The 20289-nt window shown below is 54.9% G+C and carries 19 protein-coding genes and 2 tRNA genes; 10 read left to right on the forward strand and 11 right to left on the reverse strand.

All coding sequences use genetic code 11. From position 1 onward, the window contains the following. The first annotated feature begins 48 nt into the window (after positions 1–48). The gene (gene adhE, locus ACR6AS_RS06380; RefSeq protein WP_293771061.1) at positions 49–2736 is read left to right on the forward strand and encodes a bifunctional acetaldehyde-CoA/alcohol dehydrogenase; all 2688 of its coding nucleotides are present in this window, start codon (positions 49–51) and stop codon (positions 2734–2736) included. Positions 2737–2793: 57 nt separating this feature from the next. On the opposite strand, the gene tdk is transcribed toward adhE, so the two are convergent. Further along, the gene (gene tdk / locus ACR6AS_RS06385) at positions 2794–3426 is read right to left on the reverse strand and encodes a thymidine kinase (protein ID WP_111140038.1); all 633 of its coding nucleotides are present in this window, start codon (positions 3424–3426) and stop codon (positions 2794–2796) included. 409 nt (positions 3427–3835) lie between these two features. On the opposite strand from tdk, the gene hns reads away from it, so the two are divergent. Next, the gene (hns, locus tag ACR6AS_RS06390; RefSeq protein WP_434161513.1) at positions 3836–4246 is read left to right on the forward strand and encodes a histone-like nucleoid-structuring protein H-NS; all 411 of its coding nucleotides are present in this window, start codon (positions 3836–3838) and stop codon (positions 4244–4246) included. Positions 4247–4328: 82 nt separating this feature from the next. Here hns and ACR6AS_RS06395 read toward each other — a convergent pair whose 3' ends face one another. The 5 genes from ACR6AS_RS06395 to rssA form a co-directional block, all read right to left on the reverse strand. After that, positions 4329–5336: an NAD-dependent epimerase gene (locus ACR6AS_RS06395; RefSeq protein WP_293771064.1), complete on the reverse strand. Its 1008-nt coding sequence runs from the start codon at positions 5334–5336 to the stop codon at positions 4329–4331. 14 nt (positions 5337–5350) lie between these two features. Next, a complete protein-coding gene (locus ACR6AS_RS06400) occupies positions 5351–6691 on the reverse strand; it encodes a UDP-glucose dehydrogenase family protein (protein ID WP_111140035.1) in 1341 nt (446 codons plus the stop codon). A gap of 22 nt (positions 6692–6713) precedes the next feature. Then, on the reverse strand, positions 6714–7622 hold the full coding sequence (gene galU / locus ACR6AS_RS06405; protein WP_111140034.1) for a UTP--glucose-1-phosphate uridylyltransferase GalU: 909 nt from the start codon (positions 7620–7622) through the stop codon (positions 6714–6716). Positions 7623–7814: 192 nt separating this feature from the next. After that, positions 7815–8831 carry a two-component system response regulator RssB gene (rssB, locus tag ACR6AS_RS06410; protein WP_434161515.1) on the reverse strand — a complete coding sequence of 339 codons (1017 nt, stop codon included), beginning with the start codon at positions 8829–8831 and terminating at the stop codon, positions 7815–7817. 99 nt (positions 8832–8930) lie between these two features. Next, positions 8931–9836, reverse strand: a complete 906-nt coding sequence (gene rssA, locus ACR6AS_RS06415; RefSeq protein ID WP_111140032.1) for a patatin-like phospholipase RssA — start codon at positions 9834–9836, stop codon at positions 8931–8933. 96 nt (positions 9837–9932) lie between these two features. On the opposite strand from rssA, the gene ACR6AS_RS06420 reads away from it, so the two are divergent. From ACR6AS_RS06420 to xthA, 5 genes are all read left to right on the forward strand, one after another. Beyond that, entirely contained in the window at positions 9933–10388 is a 456-nt protein-coding gene (locus tag ACR6AS_RS06420; RefSeq protein WP_434161517.1) for a YchJ family protein, read from the forward strand. A 55-nt stretch (positions 10389–10443) separates the two neighbouring features. Then, complete coding sequence (purU, locus tag ACR6AS_RS06425) at positions 10444–11292, forward strand: formyltetrahydrofolate deformylase (RefSeq protein ID WP_111140030.1); 849 nt, start codon at positions 10444–10446, stop codon at positions 11290–11292. A gap of 144 nt (positions 11293–11436) precedes the next feature. Next, positions 11437–11521 (forward strand) — tRNA-Tyr (locus ACR6AS_RS06430). A gap of 36 nt (positions 11522–11557) precedes the next feature. Further along, a tRNA-Tyr gene (locus tag ACR6AS_RS06435) sits at positions 11558–11642 on the forward strand. Positions 11643–11841: 199 nt separating this feature from the next. Next, the gene (gene xthA / locus ACR6AS_RS06440; RefSeq protein ID WP_111142072.1) at positions 11842–12648 is read left to right on the forward strand and encodes an exodeoxyribonuclease III; all 807 of its coding nucleotides are present in this window, start codon (positions 11842–11844) and stop codon (positions 12646–12648) included. A 33-nt stretch (positions 12649–12681) separates the two neighbouring features. On the opposite strand, the gene ACR6AS_RS06445 is transcribed toward xthA, so the two are convergent. From ACR6AS_RS06445 to ACR6AS_RS06455, 3 genes are all read right to left on the reverse strand, one after another. Beyond that, positions 12682–12990 (reverse strand): YnjH family protein, encoded by a 309-nt coding sequence (locus ACR6AS_RS06445; RefSeq protein ID WP_418797939.1) that lies wholly within the window; start codon positions 12988–12990, stop codon positions 12682–12684. Continuing rightward, a complete protein-coding gene (locus ACR6AS_RS06450; protein ID WP_434161520.1) occupies positions 12987–14903 on the reverse strand; it encodes a DNA topoisomerase III in 1917 nt (638 codons plus the stop codon). Before ACR6AS_RS06450 ends, ACR6AS_RS06445 begins: the two co-directional genes overlap by 4 nt. Positions 14904–15096: 193 nt before the next feature. Continuing rightward, positions 15097–15648 (reverse strand): NAD(P)H nitroreductase, encoded by a 552-nt coding sequence (locus ACR6AS_RS06455; RefSeq protein WP_111142075.1) that lies wholly within the window; start codon positions 15646–15648, stop codon positions 15097–15099. A 173-nt stretch (positions 15649–15821) separates the two neighbouring features. Here ACR6AS_RS06455 and sppA point away from each other — a divergent pair, with 173 nt between their 5' ends. The 3 genes from sppA to pncA all read left to right on the forward strand — a co-directional run bounded on the left by sppA (position 15822) and on the right by pncA (position 19408). Continuing rightward, complete coding sequence (gene sppA, locus ACR6AS_RS06460) at positions 15822–17684, forward strand: signal peptide peptidase SppA (protein ID WP_434161522.1); 1863 nt, start codon at positions 15822–15824, stop codon at positions 17682–17684. Between the two features lie 85 nt (positions 17685–17769). After that, a complete protein-coding gene (ansA, locus tag ACR6AS_RS06465) occupies positions 17770–18783 on the forward strand; it encodes an asparaginase (protein ID WP_111142077.1) in 1014 nt (337 codons plus the stop codon). A 16-nt stretch (positions 18784–18799) separates the two neighbouring features. Beyond that, positions 18800–19408 (forward strand): bifunctional nicotinamidase/pyrazinamidase, encoded by a 609-nt coding sequence (gene pncA / locus ACR6AS_RS06470; RefSeq protein WP_111142078.1) that lies wholly within the window; start codon positions 18800–18802, stop codon positions 19406–19408. A gap of 37 nt (positions 19409–19445) precedes the next feature. Here pncA and ACR6AS_RS06475 read toward each other — a convergent pair whose 3' ends face one another. Continuing rightward, on the reverse strand, positions 19446–19727 hold the full coding sequence (locus tag ACR6AS_RS06475) for a YeaC family protein (RefSeq protein ID WP_111142079.1): 282 nt from the start codon (positions 19725–19727) through the stop codon (positions 19446–19448). A 4-nt stretch (positions 19728–19731) separates the two neighbouring features. Continuing rightward, the gene (gene msrB, locus ACR6AS_RS06480; RefSeq protein WP_288361828.1) at positions 19732–20142 is read right to left on the reverse strand and encodes a peptide-methionine (R)-S-oxide reductase MsrB; all 411 of its coding nucleotides are present in this window, start codon (positions 20140–20142) and stop codon (positions 19732–19734) included. Positions 20143–20289 lie beyond the last annotated feature (147 nt).

A 20289-nucleotide genomic window follows, 5' to 3' on the forward strand; every position in this document is an offset into this window, starting at 1 on the left:
ACGCAGGATTGTTTACTAAAAAAGTTTAACTTCCTTCAGGAGAACACCATGGCCGTAACCAATATCGCGGAACTTAATGCACTGGTTGAACGTGTAAAAAAAGCCCAGCGTGAATATGCCAACTTTTCTCAACAGCAGGTCGACGCCATTTTTCGTGCCGCCGCCCTCGCCGCCGCCGATGCCCGCATTCCCCTCGCCAAGATGGCCGTTGCCGAATCCGGTATGGGTATCGTCGAAGATAAAGTCATTAAAAACCATTTTGCCTCTGAGTATATCTACAACGCCTATAAAGATGAGAAGACCTGTGGTGTGTTAGCCACTGACGATACCTTCGGCACCATCACCATCGCCGAGCCGATCGGCCTGATTTGTGGCATCGTCCCGACCACTAACCCGACCTCAACCGCCATCTTTAAAGCCCTGATCAGCCTTAAAACCCGCAACGGGATTATCTTCTCGCCACACCCACGCGCCAAAGATGCCACTAACAAAGCCGCAGATGTCGTTCTGCAGGCGGCGATTGCAGCCGGTGCGCCAAAAGACATTATCGGCTGGATCGACGCCCCTTCCGTGGAGCTTTCCAACCAGCTGATGCATCACCCTGATATCAATCTGATTCTCGCCACCGGCGGACCAGGCATGGTGAAAGCAGCCTACAGCTCCGGTAAACCCGCGATTGGTGTCGGTGCCGGTAATACGCCGGTCGTGATTGATGAAACCGCCGACCTGAAGCGCGCTGTCGCCTCTATACTGATGTCAAAGACCTTCGACAACGGGGTGATCTGCGCCTCTGAACAGTCGGTAATTGTGGTGGATTCCGTCTACGACGCGGTGCGTGAACGCTTTGCCAGTCACGGCGGCTACCTGCTGCAGGGTGCCGAACTCCAGGCAGTGCAGGATATCATCCTGAAAAATGGCGGACTGAACGCGGCCATCGTCGGTCAGCCTGCGGTAAAAATTGCCGAAATGGCTGGCCTCCGTGTGCCTGCCGGCACCAGGATCCTGATCGGTGAGGTAAAACGGGTGGACGAGTCAGAACCGTTCGCTCACGAAAAACTCTCGCCAACGCTGGCGATGTATCGGGCGAAGGATTTCCAGGATGCCGTCGACAAAGCCGAGAAGCTGGTCGCCATGGGCGGTATCGGCCACACCTCCTGTCTCTACACCGATCAGGATAACCAGACCGAGCGCGTGCACTACTTTGGCGACAGAATGAAAACGGCGCGTATTCTGATCAACACACCGGCTTCGCAGGGGGGTATCGGTGATCTCTACAACTTTAAACTGGCACCTTCTCTGACGCTGGGCTGTGGTTCATGGGGCGGTAACTCGATTTCTGAGAACGTCGGGCCGAAACACCTGATCAACACCAAAACTGTCGCCAAGCGAGCTGAGAATATGTTGTGGCATAAACTTCCTAAATCCATCTATTTCCGTCGCGGTTCACTGCCGATTGCGCTGGAAGAGGTGGCAACAGATGGTGCAAAACGAGCCTTTATCGTCACCGACCGCTTCCTGTTCAACAACGGCTATGCTGACCAGGTGACCCGCGTACTGAAATCGCACGGCCTTGAAACGGAAGTCTTCTTCGAAGTTGAAGCGGACCCGACGCTGAGCATCGTGCGCAAAGGGGCGGAACAGATGAACAGCTTCAAACCGGACGTTATCATCGCGCTGGGTGGCGGTTCCCCGATGGATGCTGCCAAAATTATGTGGGTGATGTACGAGCATCCTGAAACCCACTTCGAAGAGCTGGCGTTACGTTTCATGGATATCCGTAAACGTATCTACAAGTTCCCGAAAATGGGCGTGAAAGCGCGCATGGTCGCCATCACAACCACTTCCGGTACCGGGTCAGAAGTCACGCCATTTGCCGTGGTGACCGATGATGCCACCGGTCAGAAATATCCTCTGGCGGACTATGCGCTGACGCCGGATATGGCGATTGTCGATGCCAACCTGGTCATGGATATGCCGCGCTCACTCTGCGCGTTCGGCGGTCTGGATGCTGTGACCCATGCGCTGGAAGCCTACGTTTCTGTACTGGCGAATGAGTACTCTGACGGACAGGCGCTGCAGGCACTGAAGCTGCTGAAAGAGAATCTGCCGGCCAGCTATGCCGAAGGGGCGAAAAACCCGGTTGCGCGGGAGCGCGTTCATAACGCCGCGACCATTGCCGGTATCGCCTTTGCTAACGCCTTCCTCGGGGTCTGTCACTCCATGGCTCATAAACTGGGTTCAGAGTTCCATATCCCACACGGCCTGGCGAACGCGCTGTTAATCTCGAACGTCATCCGCTACAACGCAAATGACAATCCGACCAAACAGACGGCTTTCAGCCAGTATGACCGTCCTCAGGCTCGTCGTCGCTACGCCGAAGTGGCAGACCACTTAGGTCTGAGCGCACCTGGCGACCGCACCGCACAGAAAATTGAGAAGCTGCTGGCATGGCTGGATGAGATCAAAACCAAACTTGGTATCCCCGCCTCTATCCGGGAAGCCGGTGTGCAGGAAGCGGACTTCCTGGCGAAAGTCGATAAACTGGCCGACGATGCGTTTGACGATCAGTGTACCGGCGCGAACCCACGCTATCCGCTGATTGCTGAGCTGAAACAGATCATGCTCGACACCTTCTACGGTCGTGAATTTGTCGAGCCGTTCTCAGGCGTCGCTGAGGCGGTGGCTGCTGAGCCGGTAAAAGAGATGAAGAGCGAGAAAAAAGCGAAAAAAGTCTGATAGTCCCGCTTTAACAGGCTGATAAAAAAAACCCGCCACGGCGGGTTTTTTTCTGTCTCAGCAATGAGGATCGGGCAGCGGCGTCTGCGCGCCGTGAATCGCCTGCAGCGACCCCTGCTCTATCGCCTGTTTGTAGTGCTTGCGGCAGACGGAGATATAACGCTCGTTCCCCCCAATCACCACCTGTTCACCTTCGCTGAACGGTTTTCCTTCGCTGTCCAGACGCAGCACCATGCTGGCCTTACGGCCACAGTGACAGATCGTTTTCAGCTCAACCAGCTTGTCTGCCCATGCCAGCAGATACTGACTGCCAACAAAGAGTTCACCGCGGAAATCGGTTCTCAGACCATAGCAGAGCACGGGAATATCCAGGTCATCGACAACATCAGAGAGCGCTTTAACCTGCTCGCGGGTCAGAAACTGACTCTCATCAACCAGAACGCAGTGAACCGGACTGGCGGCGTGCTCGGCAGCGATCTCGCTGAAGAGCGACGTCTCTGCATTATAGAGAGAAGCTGGCGACGAAAGACCGATGCGGGAGCTCACCTGCCCGGCACCAAAGCGGTTATCAATTTCAGCGGTGTAGACCAGTGAACGCATCCCGCGCTCCTGATAGTTGTAGGAGGATTGCAGCAGTGCGGTCGACTTCCCTGCATTCATGGCAGAGTAATAAAAATAGAGTTGAGCCATAGAAACGTATCTTCATCAGGACTGAACGGAATGGCGCGCATATTAACACAAAGTGCCGGCATTACATTGTCGCTGATGCCCCTCTGAAGCGTAACGGCGGAGCGGCCCGAGGCTGGCAACCGGTTCATCCGGCGGATTCCGGGTGCGACCGGTGCGACTGAATTTAATTTCTTTAACCGTAATAACAGAGATGACATTTTTACTACGGTCCGAAATACATTAAATTTTTTTCACATCCACCCGTATGAAACTATTTTTTAAATTCTTCCTGACACCTTTTTTTTCAGCCGTGATTATTTTTTACCGCCTGGCTAATTAGTGCTTTTATTTTTTTATGATTGAGTTTATTTAATGTCACCACTACTATTAGCGGGCAACACAACTTTTTCCTTATTCAGAGACCAGGACAATGAGCGAAGCACTAAAAGTTCTTAATAATATCCGTACGCTGCGCGCCCAGGCCAGAGAGTATTCCGTGGAGACACTGGAAGAGATGCTGGAAAAACTGGATGTGGTGGTAAAAGAGCGCCGTGAAGAAGAGTCACATTTTCAGGCTGAAAATGAAGAACGCACGCGTAAACTTAATCAGTATCGTGAAATGCTGCTGGCCGATGGTATTGACCCGAACGAACTGATTGGCTCGCAGGCTCCCTCTGCACGGACAACGGCAAAAGGTAAACGCTCAGTGCGCCCGGCTAAATATGGCTACACCGATGAAAAAGGCGAATCCAGAACCTGGACCGGCCAGGGACGGACACCAGCCGCGATTAAAAAAGCGCTGGAAGAACAGTGTAAAAAGCTGGACGATTTTTTACTGTAATCGCACCCGGTTTTGCGGTCTGAAACCTTCGTGACCCGATAGCCATTAAAAAAGGAAGCCAGAGCTTCCTTTTTCTTTTTCATCAGACGCGATAAAAATCCCGATACCACTCCACGAAGTTTTTAACGCCCTCTTCAACGCCCGTCCTGGGTTTAAAACCGATTGCCTTAAACAGCGCCTCGGTATCCGCACTGGTTTCAAGCACATCGCCGGGTTGCATAGGCATCAGATTTTTCTTCGCCGTAATACCGAGTGCTTTTTCCAGCGCCTCGATATAGTTCATCAGCGTGACAGGCTGGCTATTACCAATATTATAGACGCGATAAGGCGCGGAACTGGTAGCAGGTGAACCGGTTTCAACGGTCCAGTTATCATCCTGCTGAGGAATAACAGCCTGCAGACGGACAATCGCTTCTGCAATATCGTCGATATAGGTAAAGTCGCGTTTCATCTGCCCCTGGTTATACACATCAATCGCCTCACCCGCAATCATGGCACGGGTAAATTTGAACAGCGCCATATCCGGGCGACCCCAGGGGCCGTAAACGGTAAAGAAGCGCAATCCGGTCGTCGGTAACTGATAAAGATGCGAATAGGTATGCGACATCAGCTCGTTGGCTTTTTTGGTCGCCGCATACAAAGAGACCGGGTGGTCCACGCTATCTTCAGTCGAGAACGGCATTTTACGGTTCAGTCCATAAACGGAACTGGATGACGCGTAGAGCAGATGTTCAATTTTATGATGACGGCATCCCTCAAGAATATTGAGGTGACCAATGAGGTTGGCATCGGCATAAGCATGCGGATTTTCGATGGAATAGCGGACGCCGGCCTGAGCACCAAGATGGATTACGCGCTGGAAGGCGTGCTGGTCGAACAGTGACGCCATTGCGTCACGGTCCGCCAGGTCCATCTCAATAAAAGTAAAACCTGGGTCGGTGTTAATTAAATTGAGACGGGCATGTTTGAGATTTACGTCGTAATAATCATTCAGGTTGTCGATACCGACAACCTGGTGACCGGCAGCCAGCAGACGTTGGCTGACATGAAAACCAATAAAACCTGCGGCGCCGGTGACCAGAAAGTTCATAAATCCCTCGTTAATTATGCAGGTTGAATAGACGCTCCGCGGCCGATTGCATAATAAACGAAACCGCGTTTGCTGATACGCTCTGGATCATACAGGTTACGACCATCAAAAATCACGGCTTCTTTCAGCGCATTTTTAATGATGTCGAAGTCAGGTGCACGGAAGTTCTGCCACTCCGTACAGATGACCAGCGCGTCAGCGCCCTGCAGTGCAGCTTCTTTGGTGCCCATCAGCTTAAGATCGCTGCGGTGACCATAGATGCGCTGCGCTTCATCCATCGCTTCAGGGTCAAACGCCTGCACAGAGGCGCCTGCTTCCCACAGCGTTTCCATCAGCACGCGGCTGGAGGCTTCACGCATATCGTCGGTATTCGGCTTGAATGAAAGGCCCCAGAGTGCAAACGTCTTACCTTTCAGGTCGTCACCAAAGTGACGCTTGATAAAGGTTGGCAACTTGGTTTTCTGGCTGTCATTCACATCTTCCACCGCCTGCAGCAGGCGTGGCTGATAGCCGATGGACTCAGCGGTACGGATCAGCGCCTGCACATCTTTCGGGAAGCAGGAGCCGCCGTAGCCACAGCCAGGGTAGATAAAGTGATAGCCGATGCGGGGATCTGAACCGATACCCTGACGGACTTTCTCAATATCTGCGCCTAAACGTTCAGCCAGGTTAGACATCTCGTTCATGAAGCTGATTTTGGTGGCCAGCATACAGTTGGCCGCATATTTGGTCAGCTCTGCACTGCGAATGTCCATCATAATCATGCGATCGTGGTTGCGGTTAAACGGCTCATAAAGCTCGCGTAACAGTTCAATCACTTCGTCGTTGTCGGTGCCGACAACGATACGCTCAGGACGCATACAGTCGTTGACTGCCGCACCCTCTTTCAGGAATTCCGGGTTAGAGACCACATCAAAGGTGATGTTGGCGTCACGCGCTTTCAGCGTTTCCGTCATTACTGCACGAACTTTATCTGCTGTGCCAACCGGAACGGTTGATTTGTCGATAACCACTTTGTGATCGTTCATATGCTGCGCAATAGTGCGCGCTACGGCGGTCACATATTTCAGATCGGCAGAGCCGTCTTCGTCCGGTGGTGTACCCACTGCAATAAACTGCATAACACCATGGTTTACGCCCAGTTCAGCATCAGTGCTGAACTTCAGACGACCGGCTTCGTAATTTGACATTACCAGCGGCGTTAAACCTGGTTCGAAAATAGGAATGATGCCTTTCTTCAGATTTTCGACTTTATTCGCGTCGACATCAATGCAGAGAACGTCATGTCCGACTTCGGCTAACACCGCAGCCTGAACCAGACCGACATAGCCGATACCAAATACAGTGACTTTCATCGAGTTATCCTGTGTTTATGAATTACTTTTTGTTGCCAACTGCGCTATCGAGCCATTCAGAGAAATCTTTGCCCAATACCGGATGACGAACACCGTACTCAACGAAAGCCTGCATGTAGCCCAGTTTGTTACCACAGTCATGGCTGACGCCTTTCAGGTGATAAGCTTCAACAGTCTCTTTTTCCATCAGCATGGCAATAGAGTCAGTCAGCTGAACTTCGCCGCCTGCACCTGGAGGCGTCTTCGCCAGCAGTGGCCAGATATCAGAAGAGAGCACGTAACGACCTACAACGGCCAGGTTTGATGGCGCTTCTGCCGCTTTAGGCTTCTCAACCACACCGACCATTGGCGCGCTGTCGCCTGGGTTCAGTTCTGCACCCTGGCAATCGACTACACCGTACGCGGTGACATCGGCAACCGGCTCAACCATGATCTGGCTGCGGCCAGACTCTTCATAACGGCTCAGCATCTCTGCCAGGTTATCTTTGGTTGGGTTAGATTCATATTCGTCGATGATGACGTCTGGCAGGATAACCGCGAATGGCTCATTACCGATCAGCGGGTGTGCACACATAACAGCGTGGCCCAGGCCTTTTGCGATGCCCTGACGAACCTGCATGATGGTGACGTGTGGCGGGCAGATGGACTGGATTTCATCCAGCAGCTGACGCTTAACGCGTTTTTCCAGCATTGATTCCAGTTCGAAGCTGGTATCAAAGTGGTTTTCGATGGCATTTTTTGAGGAGTGCGTTACCAGCACAATTTCATTGATGCCCGCAGCAATACATTCGTTAACGACATACTGAATTAACGGCTTATCAACCAGCGGTAACATCTCTTTTGGAATCGCTTTGGTCGCAGGCAGCATACGCGTACCCAAACCCGCTACCGGGATTACCGCTTTTTTTACTTTGGTATTATTGGCAGACATTAAGATACCTCTCTCATAGGCCGTTCAAGTTAATACTTGATATGTCGGTTAAAATCGAAAATGAGTATATCAGTTAGTATCGAACGGATTTATCCTGGAAGGCATGAAACCGTCGAAATTAAGACTATTACCCAACTGTAAAGCTAAACTCTGGCCCTGCGATCAGCGCCAGAATCTTACTGTAATCAACCTCTATTCTTCCGTGGAAAGCATCAGCCGGATACGTCCTCCGGCGCCCCAGACGTGACATTGCCAGTTCTCGGCGCGCTGACTGATCTGGTTAAGATGGGTACTGCCCATAGTGCCAAGCGGGACACCATTACTGAGCTGAATCTGATGAGCCTGAACATGAAGGGTGGCGTTTAATCCGGCCGACACCAGGATCAGGTTTTTGAGACCGCGATGGTAATAGCCCACCAGCAAGGGGAACTGGCCGCTCAGGTTCGCCTGACGCAGCAGCAGATTGACCTGTCTGAGCAGACCATTCAGCTCCGGCAACCGCTGTTTTTGTCCGCTGAGCTGCTCCTGGAGCAGGCCGTTGAACAGCGCACGCAGCAGCAGGGCCGCCAGTACGCCATTGTCCCCGGCGCGCGTCACGTCGAGGCAGTAAAAGGCCAGATCCTTGTCGGAGAGCGCCGCGATGTCGAGCACCAGGCCGGGCTGCTCCGCCATCGTTAACTGACGGTAGTTCACCCGGCAGTTGGCAATGGTCTGCTGCACCGGCGGCTGCAGCTGCTTAAGCAGTTTAGCGGCGGCCTGTGGGTCGCGAACCAGCGCATCCCAGTCCTGGAATAGCTGCTCATCCTCTTCCACTTTGGAGGTGAACATTGAGGGATAGAGGCACTCGTAGACCGCTTCACGGAAGCGTTCAAAATTCTTTAATGGTTTAAGCAGCACATCCTGCACCCCAAGACGCAGCACATGGGCGATATCAGACATGTTCTCGGTGGCCGAGACGATCAGAATCGGTACCACGTTGCCGCGGGTACGAATATGCTCAACGAACTGGATCCCACTCATGCGGGGCATCTCCAGATCGCAGATAATCAGGTCGACAGTATGCTGTTGTAGTTGTGCAATTGCTTCCAGACCATCTTCCGCTTGTAACGTCACAGCACCCATCGATAACAAAAATTGGTCCAGCAACGAACGGAAAACAGCCTCATCTTCGACAATGAGTATCTTTTTGCCGAGTAGTGGTTTTTCCATTCTTTCCCCCTGCGTACCAGATATTTCAATAGTGGTTCATAAAACGCAGTTGCGCCTTTCAGAATTGCCCAAAGTCACCGCTTTGAATGAACAACCTGATTATCTGCCACGGACCAGTGGTAATAGTTCATCCATTTTCTTCTCTACGGCGGCCCTGCCTGCCTCAATCGCTTCTTCAGCCCGATGAAAGTCCAGCGTTGAAATCTGCGGGCAGACCGGCTGGATCAATACGTCGGGTGGATCGCCTGCCATCCGATTTCTTTTCAGACGATTCTCCAGCACCTGGATAGAGGTCGACATGATCTCCATCGCGCCGGGTGACTGCGAAGCCCGACGCTGGGTGAAATTCACCAGCCGCTGTCGGAGCTTTCCGCCCCAGCTTAAGGCCGCTGCGGCCGCTTCTTCTTCACTATTCTGAGGCGTGACGGAAAAGAGATCCTGCTGCATGAGATGCGCGTCATGCTGTAAGTCCACGGCGATCACAATGTCTGCCCCCAGGGCCCGGGTCAGTGAAATCGGCACCGGATTGACGACGGCACCATCCACCAGCCAATACCCATTGTAGCCCACGGGCGGTAATAAACCTGGCATACTGCAGGAAGCCCGAACGGCCTGATGCAGACCCCCCTCTGTCAGCCAGAGTTCACGGCCGGTGCTGAGGTTGGTTGCCACCACGCCAAAGGGTTTGTGGCACGCTTCGATAGCATCATTCGGGATAAGCTGACGGACATGATTAAACACCCGTTCCCCGCGTAACAGGCCGCCACGCTGCCAGGAGACATCCATCAGGCGAATCACATCCCAGTAGCGGAATGCACTGACCCATTTTTCCATCAGCGGCAGGCGATGATTGACATAGGCAGATCCCACCAGCGCGCCCACAGAGCAGCCGGCGACGACGTCGATCTCAATACCTGCACGCTCCAGCGCATTAATCACGCCAATATGTGCCCATCCTTTGGCGGCTCCTGACCCCAGAGCCAATCCAATTTTTACCTTTCTCATTTGTACCTGGTCCTGCCGTCAATACGTAGCGTCACAACGTGGGGTCCGCTAACATAGCGCGCTTCTGAAATCGACTCATCATTCTCTGGAGATAATGTGTCAAAAATCTGCCCATGCTGTAGCGGGGAGCAGTATAGCGTATGTTGCGAGCCCTTTCTGCAGGGTAAACAGATTCCTGTTACCGCTGAACAACTTATGCGATCCCGCTATTGCGCCTATGTTGAGCATAATGCGGACTATCTGGTTGCAACCTGGCACCCTAACAAACGCCATCCGGGCCTGTCCGGGCTTTTATCTGAAAGTTTTCCGGGCACCGAATGGCTTAGCCTGAATGTAACCTGTTGTAATCATGGACGCCACGAGAACGAAGCCTCTGTGACCTTTTTTGCGCGTTATCGCGAGAAAACGAACATTCATGCCATTCATGAGTGTTCACGCTTTCTTCGCGAGGATCAACGCTGGTACTATGTTGACGGTACCGCGCCCTCAACAGGCCGTAACGACCCCTGCCCCTGCGGCAGTGGCAAAAAATACAAAAAATGTTGTGGCTAAGCTGACGGCTTCCCAACGGTTTCACCCCTAATGCTTTGACAGGACTCTGATTGAGATGCAAGCGCAAACCATGCAAAGAAAAGTTTTACGAACCATTTGTCCCGATGCAAAAGGTCTGATCGCCAAAATCACCAATATCTGTTACAAGCACGAGCTGAATATCGTGCAGAACAATGAGTTTGTTGATCATCGCACCGGGCGTTTTTTCATGCGCACCGAGCTGGAAGGGATTTTTAACGACAACACACTGCTTGCCGATCTCGACAGCGCCCTGCCGCAGGGCTCGGTACGTGAACTGCACAGTGCCGGCCGTCGTCGCGTCGTCATTCTGGTCACCAAAGAGGCGCACTGCCTGGGCGACCTGCTGATGAAGAGCGCGTTTGGCGGTCTGGACATGGAAATTGCCGCGGTGGTGGGCAACCACGATACCCTGCGTTCACTGGTCGAGCGTTTTGATATTCCGTTCGTACTGGTGAGCCATGAAGGGTTAACGCGCGAAGAGCATGACAATCGCATGGCAGAAGAGATTGACCGCTATCAGCCCGATTATGTCGTGCTGGCGAAATATATGCGCGTCCTGACACCCGCCTTCGTGCAGCGTTACCCGAACCAGATCATCAACATTCACCACTCGTTCCTGCCCGCCTTTATCGGCGCCCGTCCTTATCACCAGGCGTATGAGCGTGGGGTGAAGATCATCGGGGCGACTGCGCACTATGTGAATGACAATCTCGATGAAGGCCCGATCATCATGCAGGATGTGATCAACGTCGATCACAGCTATACCGCGGATGAGATGATGCGAGCCGGTCGTGACGTCGAGAAGAACGTCCTGAGCAATGCGCTGTACAAAGTACTGGGGCAGCGTGTGTTTGTTTACGGTAACCGGACGATCATTCTTTAATCAGCCAGCGCACTGAATTGACGGCAGATTCAGCGCTACGCGTAAAAAGTGGGCAAACAGTTACTGTTTTGTCAGTGGGCGCTTTACACCCTTATCGCATTTGGTATGATGCGCCCCGCTTTACGCAATAACGATTCAGGCCATGGTGGGATTCCCGAGCGGCCAAAGGGAGCAGACTGTAAATCTGCCGTCACAGACTTCGAAGGTTCGAATCCTTCTCCCACCACCATCTGAATCTGCATTCGCGTAAGCCAGCCATATCCCAGGTGGGATTCCCGAGCGGCCAAAGGGAGCAGACTGTAAATCTGCCGTCACAGACTTCGAAGGTTCGAATCCTTCTCCCACCACCATCTCATATAGTGCACCCTTTTCGCATACCGACATCTTATTCTCCTGTTCTGCGGGGGAGAGGGATGAGAATCTTCGATCCGGCTTCCGTTATCCCTGCCCTTTCCTTTCTGCTGTAATTCTCCGCCTGTTCCGCCATGACTTTTTCAGCAAAAATCGCTACCATCTTCGCCCATCACTTGCTGAACAATGGTCGAACTCATGAAATTTGTTTCATTTAACATCAACGGCTTGCGTGCCCGTCCGCATCAGCTTCAGGCGCTCGTCGAACAGCATCAGCCCGATGTTATCGGTCTGCAGGAAACCAAAGTCCATGACGACATGTTCCCGCTGGAAGAGGTATCAAAGCTCGGCTATCACGTCTTCTATCACGGGCAGAAGGGCCACTACGGCGTCGCGTTGCTGACCAAAGCGCAGCCAGTCTCTGTCAGCCGTGGCTTCCCGGGTGATGACGAGGAGGCCCAGCGCCGCCTGATCACCGCTGAACTTCCCAGCCCGATAGGCGATATCACGGTCATCAACGGCTACTTCCCGCAGGGTGAAAGTCGCGACCACCCCACCAAGTTCCCTGCCAAAGAGAAGTTCTACCGCGATCTGCAGCGTCTGCTGACCGAGGATCTGCCTGCCGATAAGCCGGTGCTGATTATGGGGGATATGAATATCAGCAGCACCGACCTGGATATCGGTATCGGTGAGGAGAGCCGCAAGCGCTGGCTGCGCACCGGCAAGTGCTCTTTCCTGCCGGAAGAGCGTGAGTGGATGGACCGTTTGCTGGGCTGGGGTCTGGTGGATACGTGGCGTGAGCAGAATCCGGCGGTCGCCGATCGCTTCTCCTGGTTCGACTACCGGTCTAAAGGCTTCGATGACAACCGCGGACTGCGCATCGACCTGCTGCTGGCCAGCAAAAACCTGGCCGCGCACTGCGTGGAGAGCGGCATCGACTATGAGATCCGGCGCATGGAGAAGCCGTCTGACCACGCGCCTGTCTGGTCAACTTTCCGCTTTTAAGTAACGGTCGCGTGGCCGAACGCCACGCGATGATTATTTCACAATCTTCCAGATCAGATTGTTGGTACCCAGCGATTGCTCATCACGGGCACACTGCAGCAACACGCCTTCCGATTTCACCACCGCGCCTTCTGTATAGTTACGGTTTTCGAAGATGCAGCAGCGCAGACAGTCCGGCTGACGACGCTCTGCCTGCGTCCAGGCTTCCGGCGGCAGATCCACCACCACATCCGTGTTCGTCCCATTATTACCTGGTGGCATCGACTGATAACGGCCGTTAGCCTGCGCCAGCCCGCTCGCCAGCGACAGGGCCACGACCACTAAACCTGAATAACGCCTCATTCCGTCTCCTTTACTTTACGCCTGGTTTTGCGCACCGGACGTTTCTGTCCGGTGGACGGTAATCCCCGAAATGCATGCGCCGCAGGCTGCTGTCGCGCCTGCTGAATCAGGCCGGTCAGGGTCTGAACCAGCGGCTGCATAAAATCATCATAGCGGCACGCCTTTTCACTGATGCGCGTCAGGGTCGATTCCCACTGCGCCGTCATATCGGGACGCGCTGCCAGATCGGGCAGGGAGTGAATCAGGGCGCGTCCGGCCTCAGTTGAGTGGATATAACGCCCCTTTTTCACCAGGAAGCTACGACGAAACAGGAGTTCGATGATCCCCGCGCGTGTGGCTTCCGTTCCTAAACCATCGGTCGCACGCAGCACTTTCTTTAATTCTTTATCCTGAACGAAACGCGCGATGCCGGTCATCGCAGAGAGAATGGTGGCGTCGGTAAACGGCCGCGGCGGCTGAGTCTGCTTCGCCACTACTTCACCCCGCTCGCACAGGAGCTCATCCCCTTTGGCCACCACCGGCAGCGGCATCCCATCGTTCTCCTCATCCCGCTCTTTGTTGCCCAGCAGCGCGCGCCAGCCCGCCTCCGCCAGAAAACGCGCTTTCGCCACGAATTTTCCGCCCGCGATATCAAGATCGATGACACATTTGCGGAACACCGCATCCGGGCAGAACTGCATCAGATACTGCCGCGCCACCAGCTCATAGATGTGCTGTTCGTTTTCGGTGAGCTTCACCGCGCCGGATCGGGCGGTCGGAATAATGGCGTGGTGGGCATCCACCTTTTTATCATCCCAGCAGCGGTTCCGGCGATCGGCATCGAAATCGGCTGGCGGTGTCAGGGCAGACTGGTGCGACTGTATCGCTTTTAACACCGCATGACGGCCGGCAAAATGCTCTTCCGGCAGATAGCGGCTGTCCGAACGCGGATAGGTGATCAGTTTGTGGGTTTCATACAGGCGCTGACAGGTATCCAGCACCGTCTGCGCGCTCAGTCCGTAGCGTTTTGCCGCCTCAATCTGCAGGCTGGACAGCGAGAATGGCAGCGGCGCCACCTCATTTTCCCGCTTATCGCTGTAGGCAGAGACGATCGCAGGCTGGCCGGTAATGCGCGCCACCACATGGTCGGCCAGCGCCCGTTTCAGCAGACGACCCTCTTCATCCTGCCAGGGTTCACAGGCTTCGCTGGGGATCCAGCTGGCGACAAACCGGACACCCTCCGGCGTCACGATATGCGCTTTCACTTCAAAGTAATCTTTTGGCACGAAGTTCTCGATCTCTTCATCGCGCCGCACCACCAGTCCCAGCACTGGCGTCTGAACACGTCCCACCGACAGCACCCCGTCATAGCCCGCATTACGGCCCAGCAATGTCCAGGCGCGGGTCATATTGATGCCGTAGAGCCAGTCTGCTCGGGCTCGCGCCAGCGCAGAGACGCAGAGCGGTATGAACTCGCGGTTTTCACGCAGCCGGTTAACGGCCCTGTCCACCGCCTGCGGGTTGAGATCGTTGATCAGACAGCGCTGCACCTTGCTGCGCTTTTCAGCCGACAGATTCAGGTAGTCGAGCACCTCATCCACCAGCAACTGCCCTTCCCGATCCGGGTCACCGGCATGTACCACTTCCGTGGCCTGCGCCAGTAATCCTTCGACCACTTTCAGCTGTTTTACCACTGAAGGGCGCGGCTGTAGCCGCCATTTCTCCGGGATGATCGGCAGATCGGCCAGCGACCAGCGCGCATAACGGCTGTCATAACTGTCAGGTTGCGCCTGCTCCAGAAGATGCCCCACACACCAGGTGACAATCTGATCGTTACCGCAGGCAATAAAGCCCTCACCGCGTCGATGCGGTTTTGGCAGCACATCTGCAATAGCACGCCCAAGGCTCGGTTTTTCCGCAATAAACAAACGCATTGAATCAGGTAATCCTTAACATCAGGGGTTACTCAGCGATAACCGGTTATCCACTGTCGGTTTGAATCCTGGCGCTATGTTAGCCTGGCAGGGACGCGGGTGTAAGCATGACGCACGGCCTTAGCGATCGTTCGCACAGGAACCGTGCAAACGGCAGGGGCAGACATCGTCCCTGCCGTTTGCTGCGGGCAGGTCAGAAGTAACGAACGAACGGCGCGGTGTCGGGCGGAAGAACCGTGGTGCTGGATTTCAGTTGCGGGGTCCCGAGATAGAGGAAGCCGACAATGGCATCCTGTTCGCGGCAACCGAACCCCTGTCGTACCCGCTCATCCTCGGTCCAGATACCGCTGCGCCAGATACCGTTAAAGCCCTGAGCGACCGCCGCCATCTGCATGGCCATAACGGCACAACTGGCAGAGGCAATCTGTTCCCAGCGCGGCACTTTGTGGTGCGCTTCGCAATGGGCCACGACCGTGATTATCATGGGCGCGCGGAACGGCGACTGACTCGCCTTGTTAATCCCCTTCTCATCCAGCTGTTGATCGCGTGCGGCCTGCTCCAGCAGCTGGCTCATCCGATCGCGTCCTTCGCCCTCGACAATAATAAAACGCCAGGGTTGCAGCGTGCCGTGGTCCGGGGCGCGCATGCCTGCCCGCAGGATATTCTCCAGTGCGTCGCCCGCCGGGGCCGGTTCCGTCAGGCGTGAAGCCGAACGTCGGTTGACCAGTAACTCCAGTGCGTCCATGTTTCTCTCACGATCTCTGTAATGTTGCCATTATCCTGGCACAGGCAGATTTTTTGTAACAGTACGCAGTGATTTCCTGCTGACTTTTAACACGCTGCTCTTTAGGATGAGCTCGTCGGGGAAGTCCGGGCCGCGCGGCGGCCACTTCCTGCTACATGAATATGGAGAGTCGGATGCGCACATTGTGGCGAATAATTGCAGGTCTGTTCCGCTGGAGCTGGCGGGTACTGAATTTTATCAGGGAATTCATTCTGAATATCTTCCTGATTTTTTTGATTGTGATAGGTGTCGGGATCTGGCTGCAGGTCAGCGGTTCCGGCGGCAGTTCAGCGCCGATTCAGCAGGGCGCGCTGAAGGTTGACCTCAGTGGTGTGCTGGTCGATAAACCCTCGGTCAGCAATCGCCTGAGTAAAATCGGTCGTCAGCTGCTGGGTGCCAGCAGCGACCGTCTGCAGGAAAATTCGCTGTTTGATGTGGTCGGTGCGATCCGTCAGGCCAAAGATGACAGCAATATCAAAGGTATGGTGCTCGACCTGCGTGAGTTTGCCGGTGGCGATCAGCCATCGCTGCAATACGTTGGCAAGGCGCTGCGTGAATTCCGCGACAGCGGCAAGCCGATTTATGCCCTGGGCGACAGCTACAGCCAGGCGCAGTACTATCTTGCCAGCTACGCTACCCGCATCTATCTGTCGCCGCAGGGCACGGTCGATCTGCACGGTTTCGCCACCAACGGCCTCTACTACAAGACGCTGCTGGAGAAGCTGAAAGTCACCTCGCACGTCTTCCGCGTCGGCACCTACAAGTCGGCGGTAGAGCCTTTCCTGCGTGACGATATGTCTCCGGCTGCACGGGATGCCGACAGCCGCTGGATCGGTCAGCTCTGGCAGAACTACCTGAATACGGTCGCGGCTAACCGCCAGATTACGCCGGAGCAGCTCTTCCCGGGCGCGGCGGCGATCATTGCCGGACTGAACGCGGTAAATGGGGATACGGCGCAGTATGCGCTGGATAACAAGCTGGTCGATGTGCTGGGGTCGCGTGCGTCGGCCGATCAGGCGCTTATCAATACTTTTGGCCTGGATAAGCAGAGCAACGATTATCGCAGCGTCAGCATCTATGACTATCCGGTGAAACAGGCCGCCACGCAGCAGGATGGCAACATCGCGGTGGTGATGGCCAGCGGTGCCATCATGGATGGCGAAGAGACGCCGGGCAATGTCGGTGGCGACACCACGGCGGCACAGATCCGCGACGCGCGTCTCGATCCTAAGATCAAGGCGATTATTCTGCGCGTCAACAGCCCGGGCGGCAGCGTCACCGCGTCGGAAGCCATCCGCGAAGAGCTGGCGGCGGCGCAGGCAGCAGGCAAGCCTATCGTGGTGTCGATGGGCGGTATGGCCGCCTCCGGCGGTTACTGGATCTCCACGCCCGCCAGCTACATTGTGGCAAACCCCAGCACGCTGACCGGTTCGATTGGTATCTTTGGCGTGATCAATACGCTGGAGAACAGCCTGGACAGCATTGGTGTTCACACCGATGGCGTGGCGACCTCGCCGCTGGCGGATATCTCCACCACCAAAGCCCTGCCGCCGGAAGTTCAGCAGCTGATGCAGCTGACCATCGAAAATGGTTATCGCAACTTTGTCGGCCTGGTAGCGAAATCGCGTCATAAAACGCCGGAGCAGATTGATGCGATCGCGCAGGGCCACGTCTGGACCGGCAGCGATGCCAAAGCCAACGGTCTGGTCGATGCGCTGGGTGACTTCGATGATGCCGTGAAGAAAGCGGGCGAGCTGGCGAAAGTAAGTAAGCCACAGCTGAGCTGGTATCAGGATGACCCGAGCTTCCTGGATATGATGCTGGGTCAGATGAACGCCTCTGTACAGGCTATTCTGCCGGATACGCTGAAAGCCTGGCTGCCTGCACCGATGCTGGATGTGATGAGCGCGATGAAAGCGCAGCCGGGTTTCTCAGATCATCTGAACGATCCTCAGAACCGTTACGCCTTCTGCCTGAACTGCGGCGAAGTGCGATAAACCTTGCAGCCCGGCCGCTGGTCGGGCTGCTTTTCCCCGCTATTCCCCTTATACTGCGCCTTTTATGGCGAGTCTGAGTTCTCTAATGCAAAAGAAAAACATCTACGTAGCCTACACGGGCGGGACCATCGGTATGCAGCGTTCGGCGCAGGGCTATATTCCGGTCTCCGGACATCTGCAGGAGCAGCTGGCAAACATGCCAGAGTTCCATCGCCCCGAGATGCCTGATTTCACCATTCATGAATATCAGCCGCTGATCGACTCCTCCGATATGACGCCGCAGGACTGGCAGTCCATCGCCGAAGATATCCGGCAGAATTACGATCGCTATGATGGCTTTGTGATTCTGCACGGCACTGACACCATGGCGTTTACCGCTTCTGCGCTCTCTTTTATGCTGGAAAACCTGGCCAAGCCGGTGATCGTGACCGGTTCGCAGATCCCCCTGGCGGAGCTGCGCTCAGACGGTCAGCAGAATCTGCTGAACTCCCTCTATGTCGCTGCCAATTACCCGATCAACGAAGTGTCGCTGTTCTTCAACAACACGCTCTATCGCGGTAACCGGACCACCAAGGCGCACGCCGACGGCTTCAACGCCTTCGCTTCCCCTAACCTCTCCGCACTGCTGGAGGCGGGCATTCATATTCGCCGCCTGAATACGCCGCCCGCCCCGGCCGGCCAGGGTGAGCTGAAAGTGCATACCATTACGCCACAGCCGATCGGTGTCGTCACCATCTATCCGGGGATCTCCGCAGATGTCGTGCGTAACTTCCTGCGCCAGCCCGTTAAGGCGCTGATCCTGCGCTCCTATGGCGTCGGCAATGCGCCACAGAACAAAGAGTTTCTGGCGGAACTTCAGCAGGCCAGTGAGCGTGGCATCGTGGTGGTCAACCTGACCCAGTGTATCTCTGGCAAAGTGAACATGGGCGGATATGCCACCGGCAATGCGCTGGAACATGCCGGGGTGATCAGCGGATTTGATCTGACGGTGGAAGCCGCGCTGACCAAGCTACACTTTTTACTGAGTCAGGATCTCTCTGCCGATCAAATTCGCGCGAAGATGCAGCAGAACCTGCGTGGCGAACTGACTGAAGACTGACACGGAGCGACATGTAATGAAGCGGGCTCTTATCATTATTGATATTCAGAACGATTTCTGCCCGGGCGGCCCGATGGCTGTCCATGAGGGGGACCACACCGTTGAGGTGGCGAATCGTTACGCGCGGATGTTCCATGAGCAGGGTGAGTGCGTGCTGGCCTTACAGGACTGGCATCCGGCCAACCACGGCAGCTTTGCCTCCGTCTCCGGCGAGCCGGTCTACACGCTGGGCGAATTAAACGGTCTGGCTCAGATCTGGTGGCCCGATCATGGCGTTCAGGGATCGGCTGGCGCGGATTTCCATCCGGGTCTGGATCGCTCGCTGTTTGATGCCACGTTCCATAAAGGTCAGGATCAGGATGTCGACAGCTACAGTGCCTTTTTTGACAATGGCCATCGCCGCAAAACCGAGCTGGACAGCTGGCTGCGCGAGCGCGGGATCACCCATCTGGTGATGCTGGGTCTGGCGACCGATTACTGTGTGAAGTACAGCGTGCTGGATGCGCTGGAACTGGGGTATCACGTTGAGGTGGTTAAAGAGGGCTGCCGTGGCGTCAATCTGAATCCGGAAGACAGCGAGATTGCTTTTGCGCAGATGACCGCCCAGGGGGCCATTCTGATCTGATAAAAAAGCTGGCAGGAGGCCAGCTTTTTTTTTGCCATCAGTGCAGATGGATTCGGGTCACGTCGGAGTCGATACCGAACTCTTCCTTCAGCTCTTTTTTCGACTTCATGACCATCTCACCGCCCTTGCCAATAGTCATATGCTGGGGCGTATCGTTGTGCCTGGCCTGCCACATCATCACCAGCTGCAGGCAGTTGTCGCGCTGCTCCTGCGTCAGGGCCACGCCATCCGGCCATTTACCAATCTCAACCGCCGTGGCCAGCCGCTGGTAAACTTCCGGCGTCATCGACGCAAGCATTGCTTCGAGTTGCTCCTTCATTATTTTACCCTTTGGTCTGAACGCCCTGCTCATCGGTGAAATTCAGCGAGGCGGAGTTGACACAGTAGCGCTCGCCGGTCGGTTGCGGACCGTCCGGGAAAACATGTCCCAGATGCGCATCACAGCTGCCACAGCGGATTTCGACGCGCTGCATGCCGTGGGAGTTATCTTCGATATAGCGAATCGCATCGTCACTGACCGGCTGGTAAAAGCTCGGCCAGCCACAGCCTGAATCATATTTGGTTTCTGAGAGGAACAGAGGCGCCTCGCAGACCAGGCAGTGATAGATCCCTTCCTGCTTGTTGTGCAGCAGTGCGCCGCTGTAAGGCGGTTCCGTTCCGCGATGCTGAGTCACGTAACGCTGCATTTCGGTCAGCTGCGCAATTTTTGCTTCGGGTGCGGTGTCTTTAGCCATTTTAAGATTCCGGGAAGTGCCATTCTGAAAAATTCGACTATTATTCTAACAAATGATCAACATAACCCGGGTCTTTTTTTGTGCTCACCCTTTCACGTCGTCGTCCGCTACGCGGATTTGTGACTTCGATCACCTTTTCTCCGGAGC

The sequence above is a fragment of the Pantoea phosphatilytica genome, from assembly GCF_051025615.1.
Taxonomy (GTDB): Bacteria; Pseudomonadota; Gammaproteobacteria; order Enterobacterales; family Enterobacteriaceae; genus Pantoea.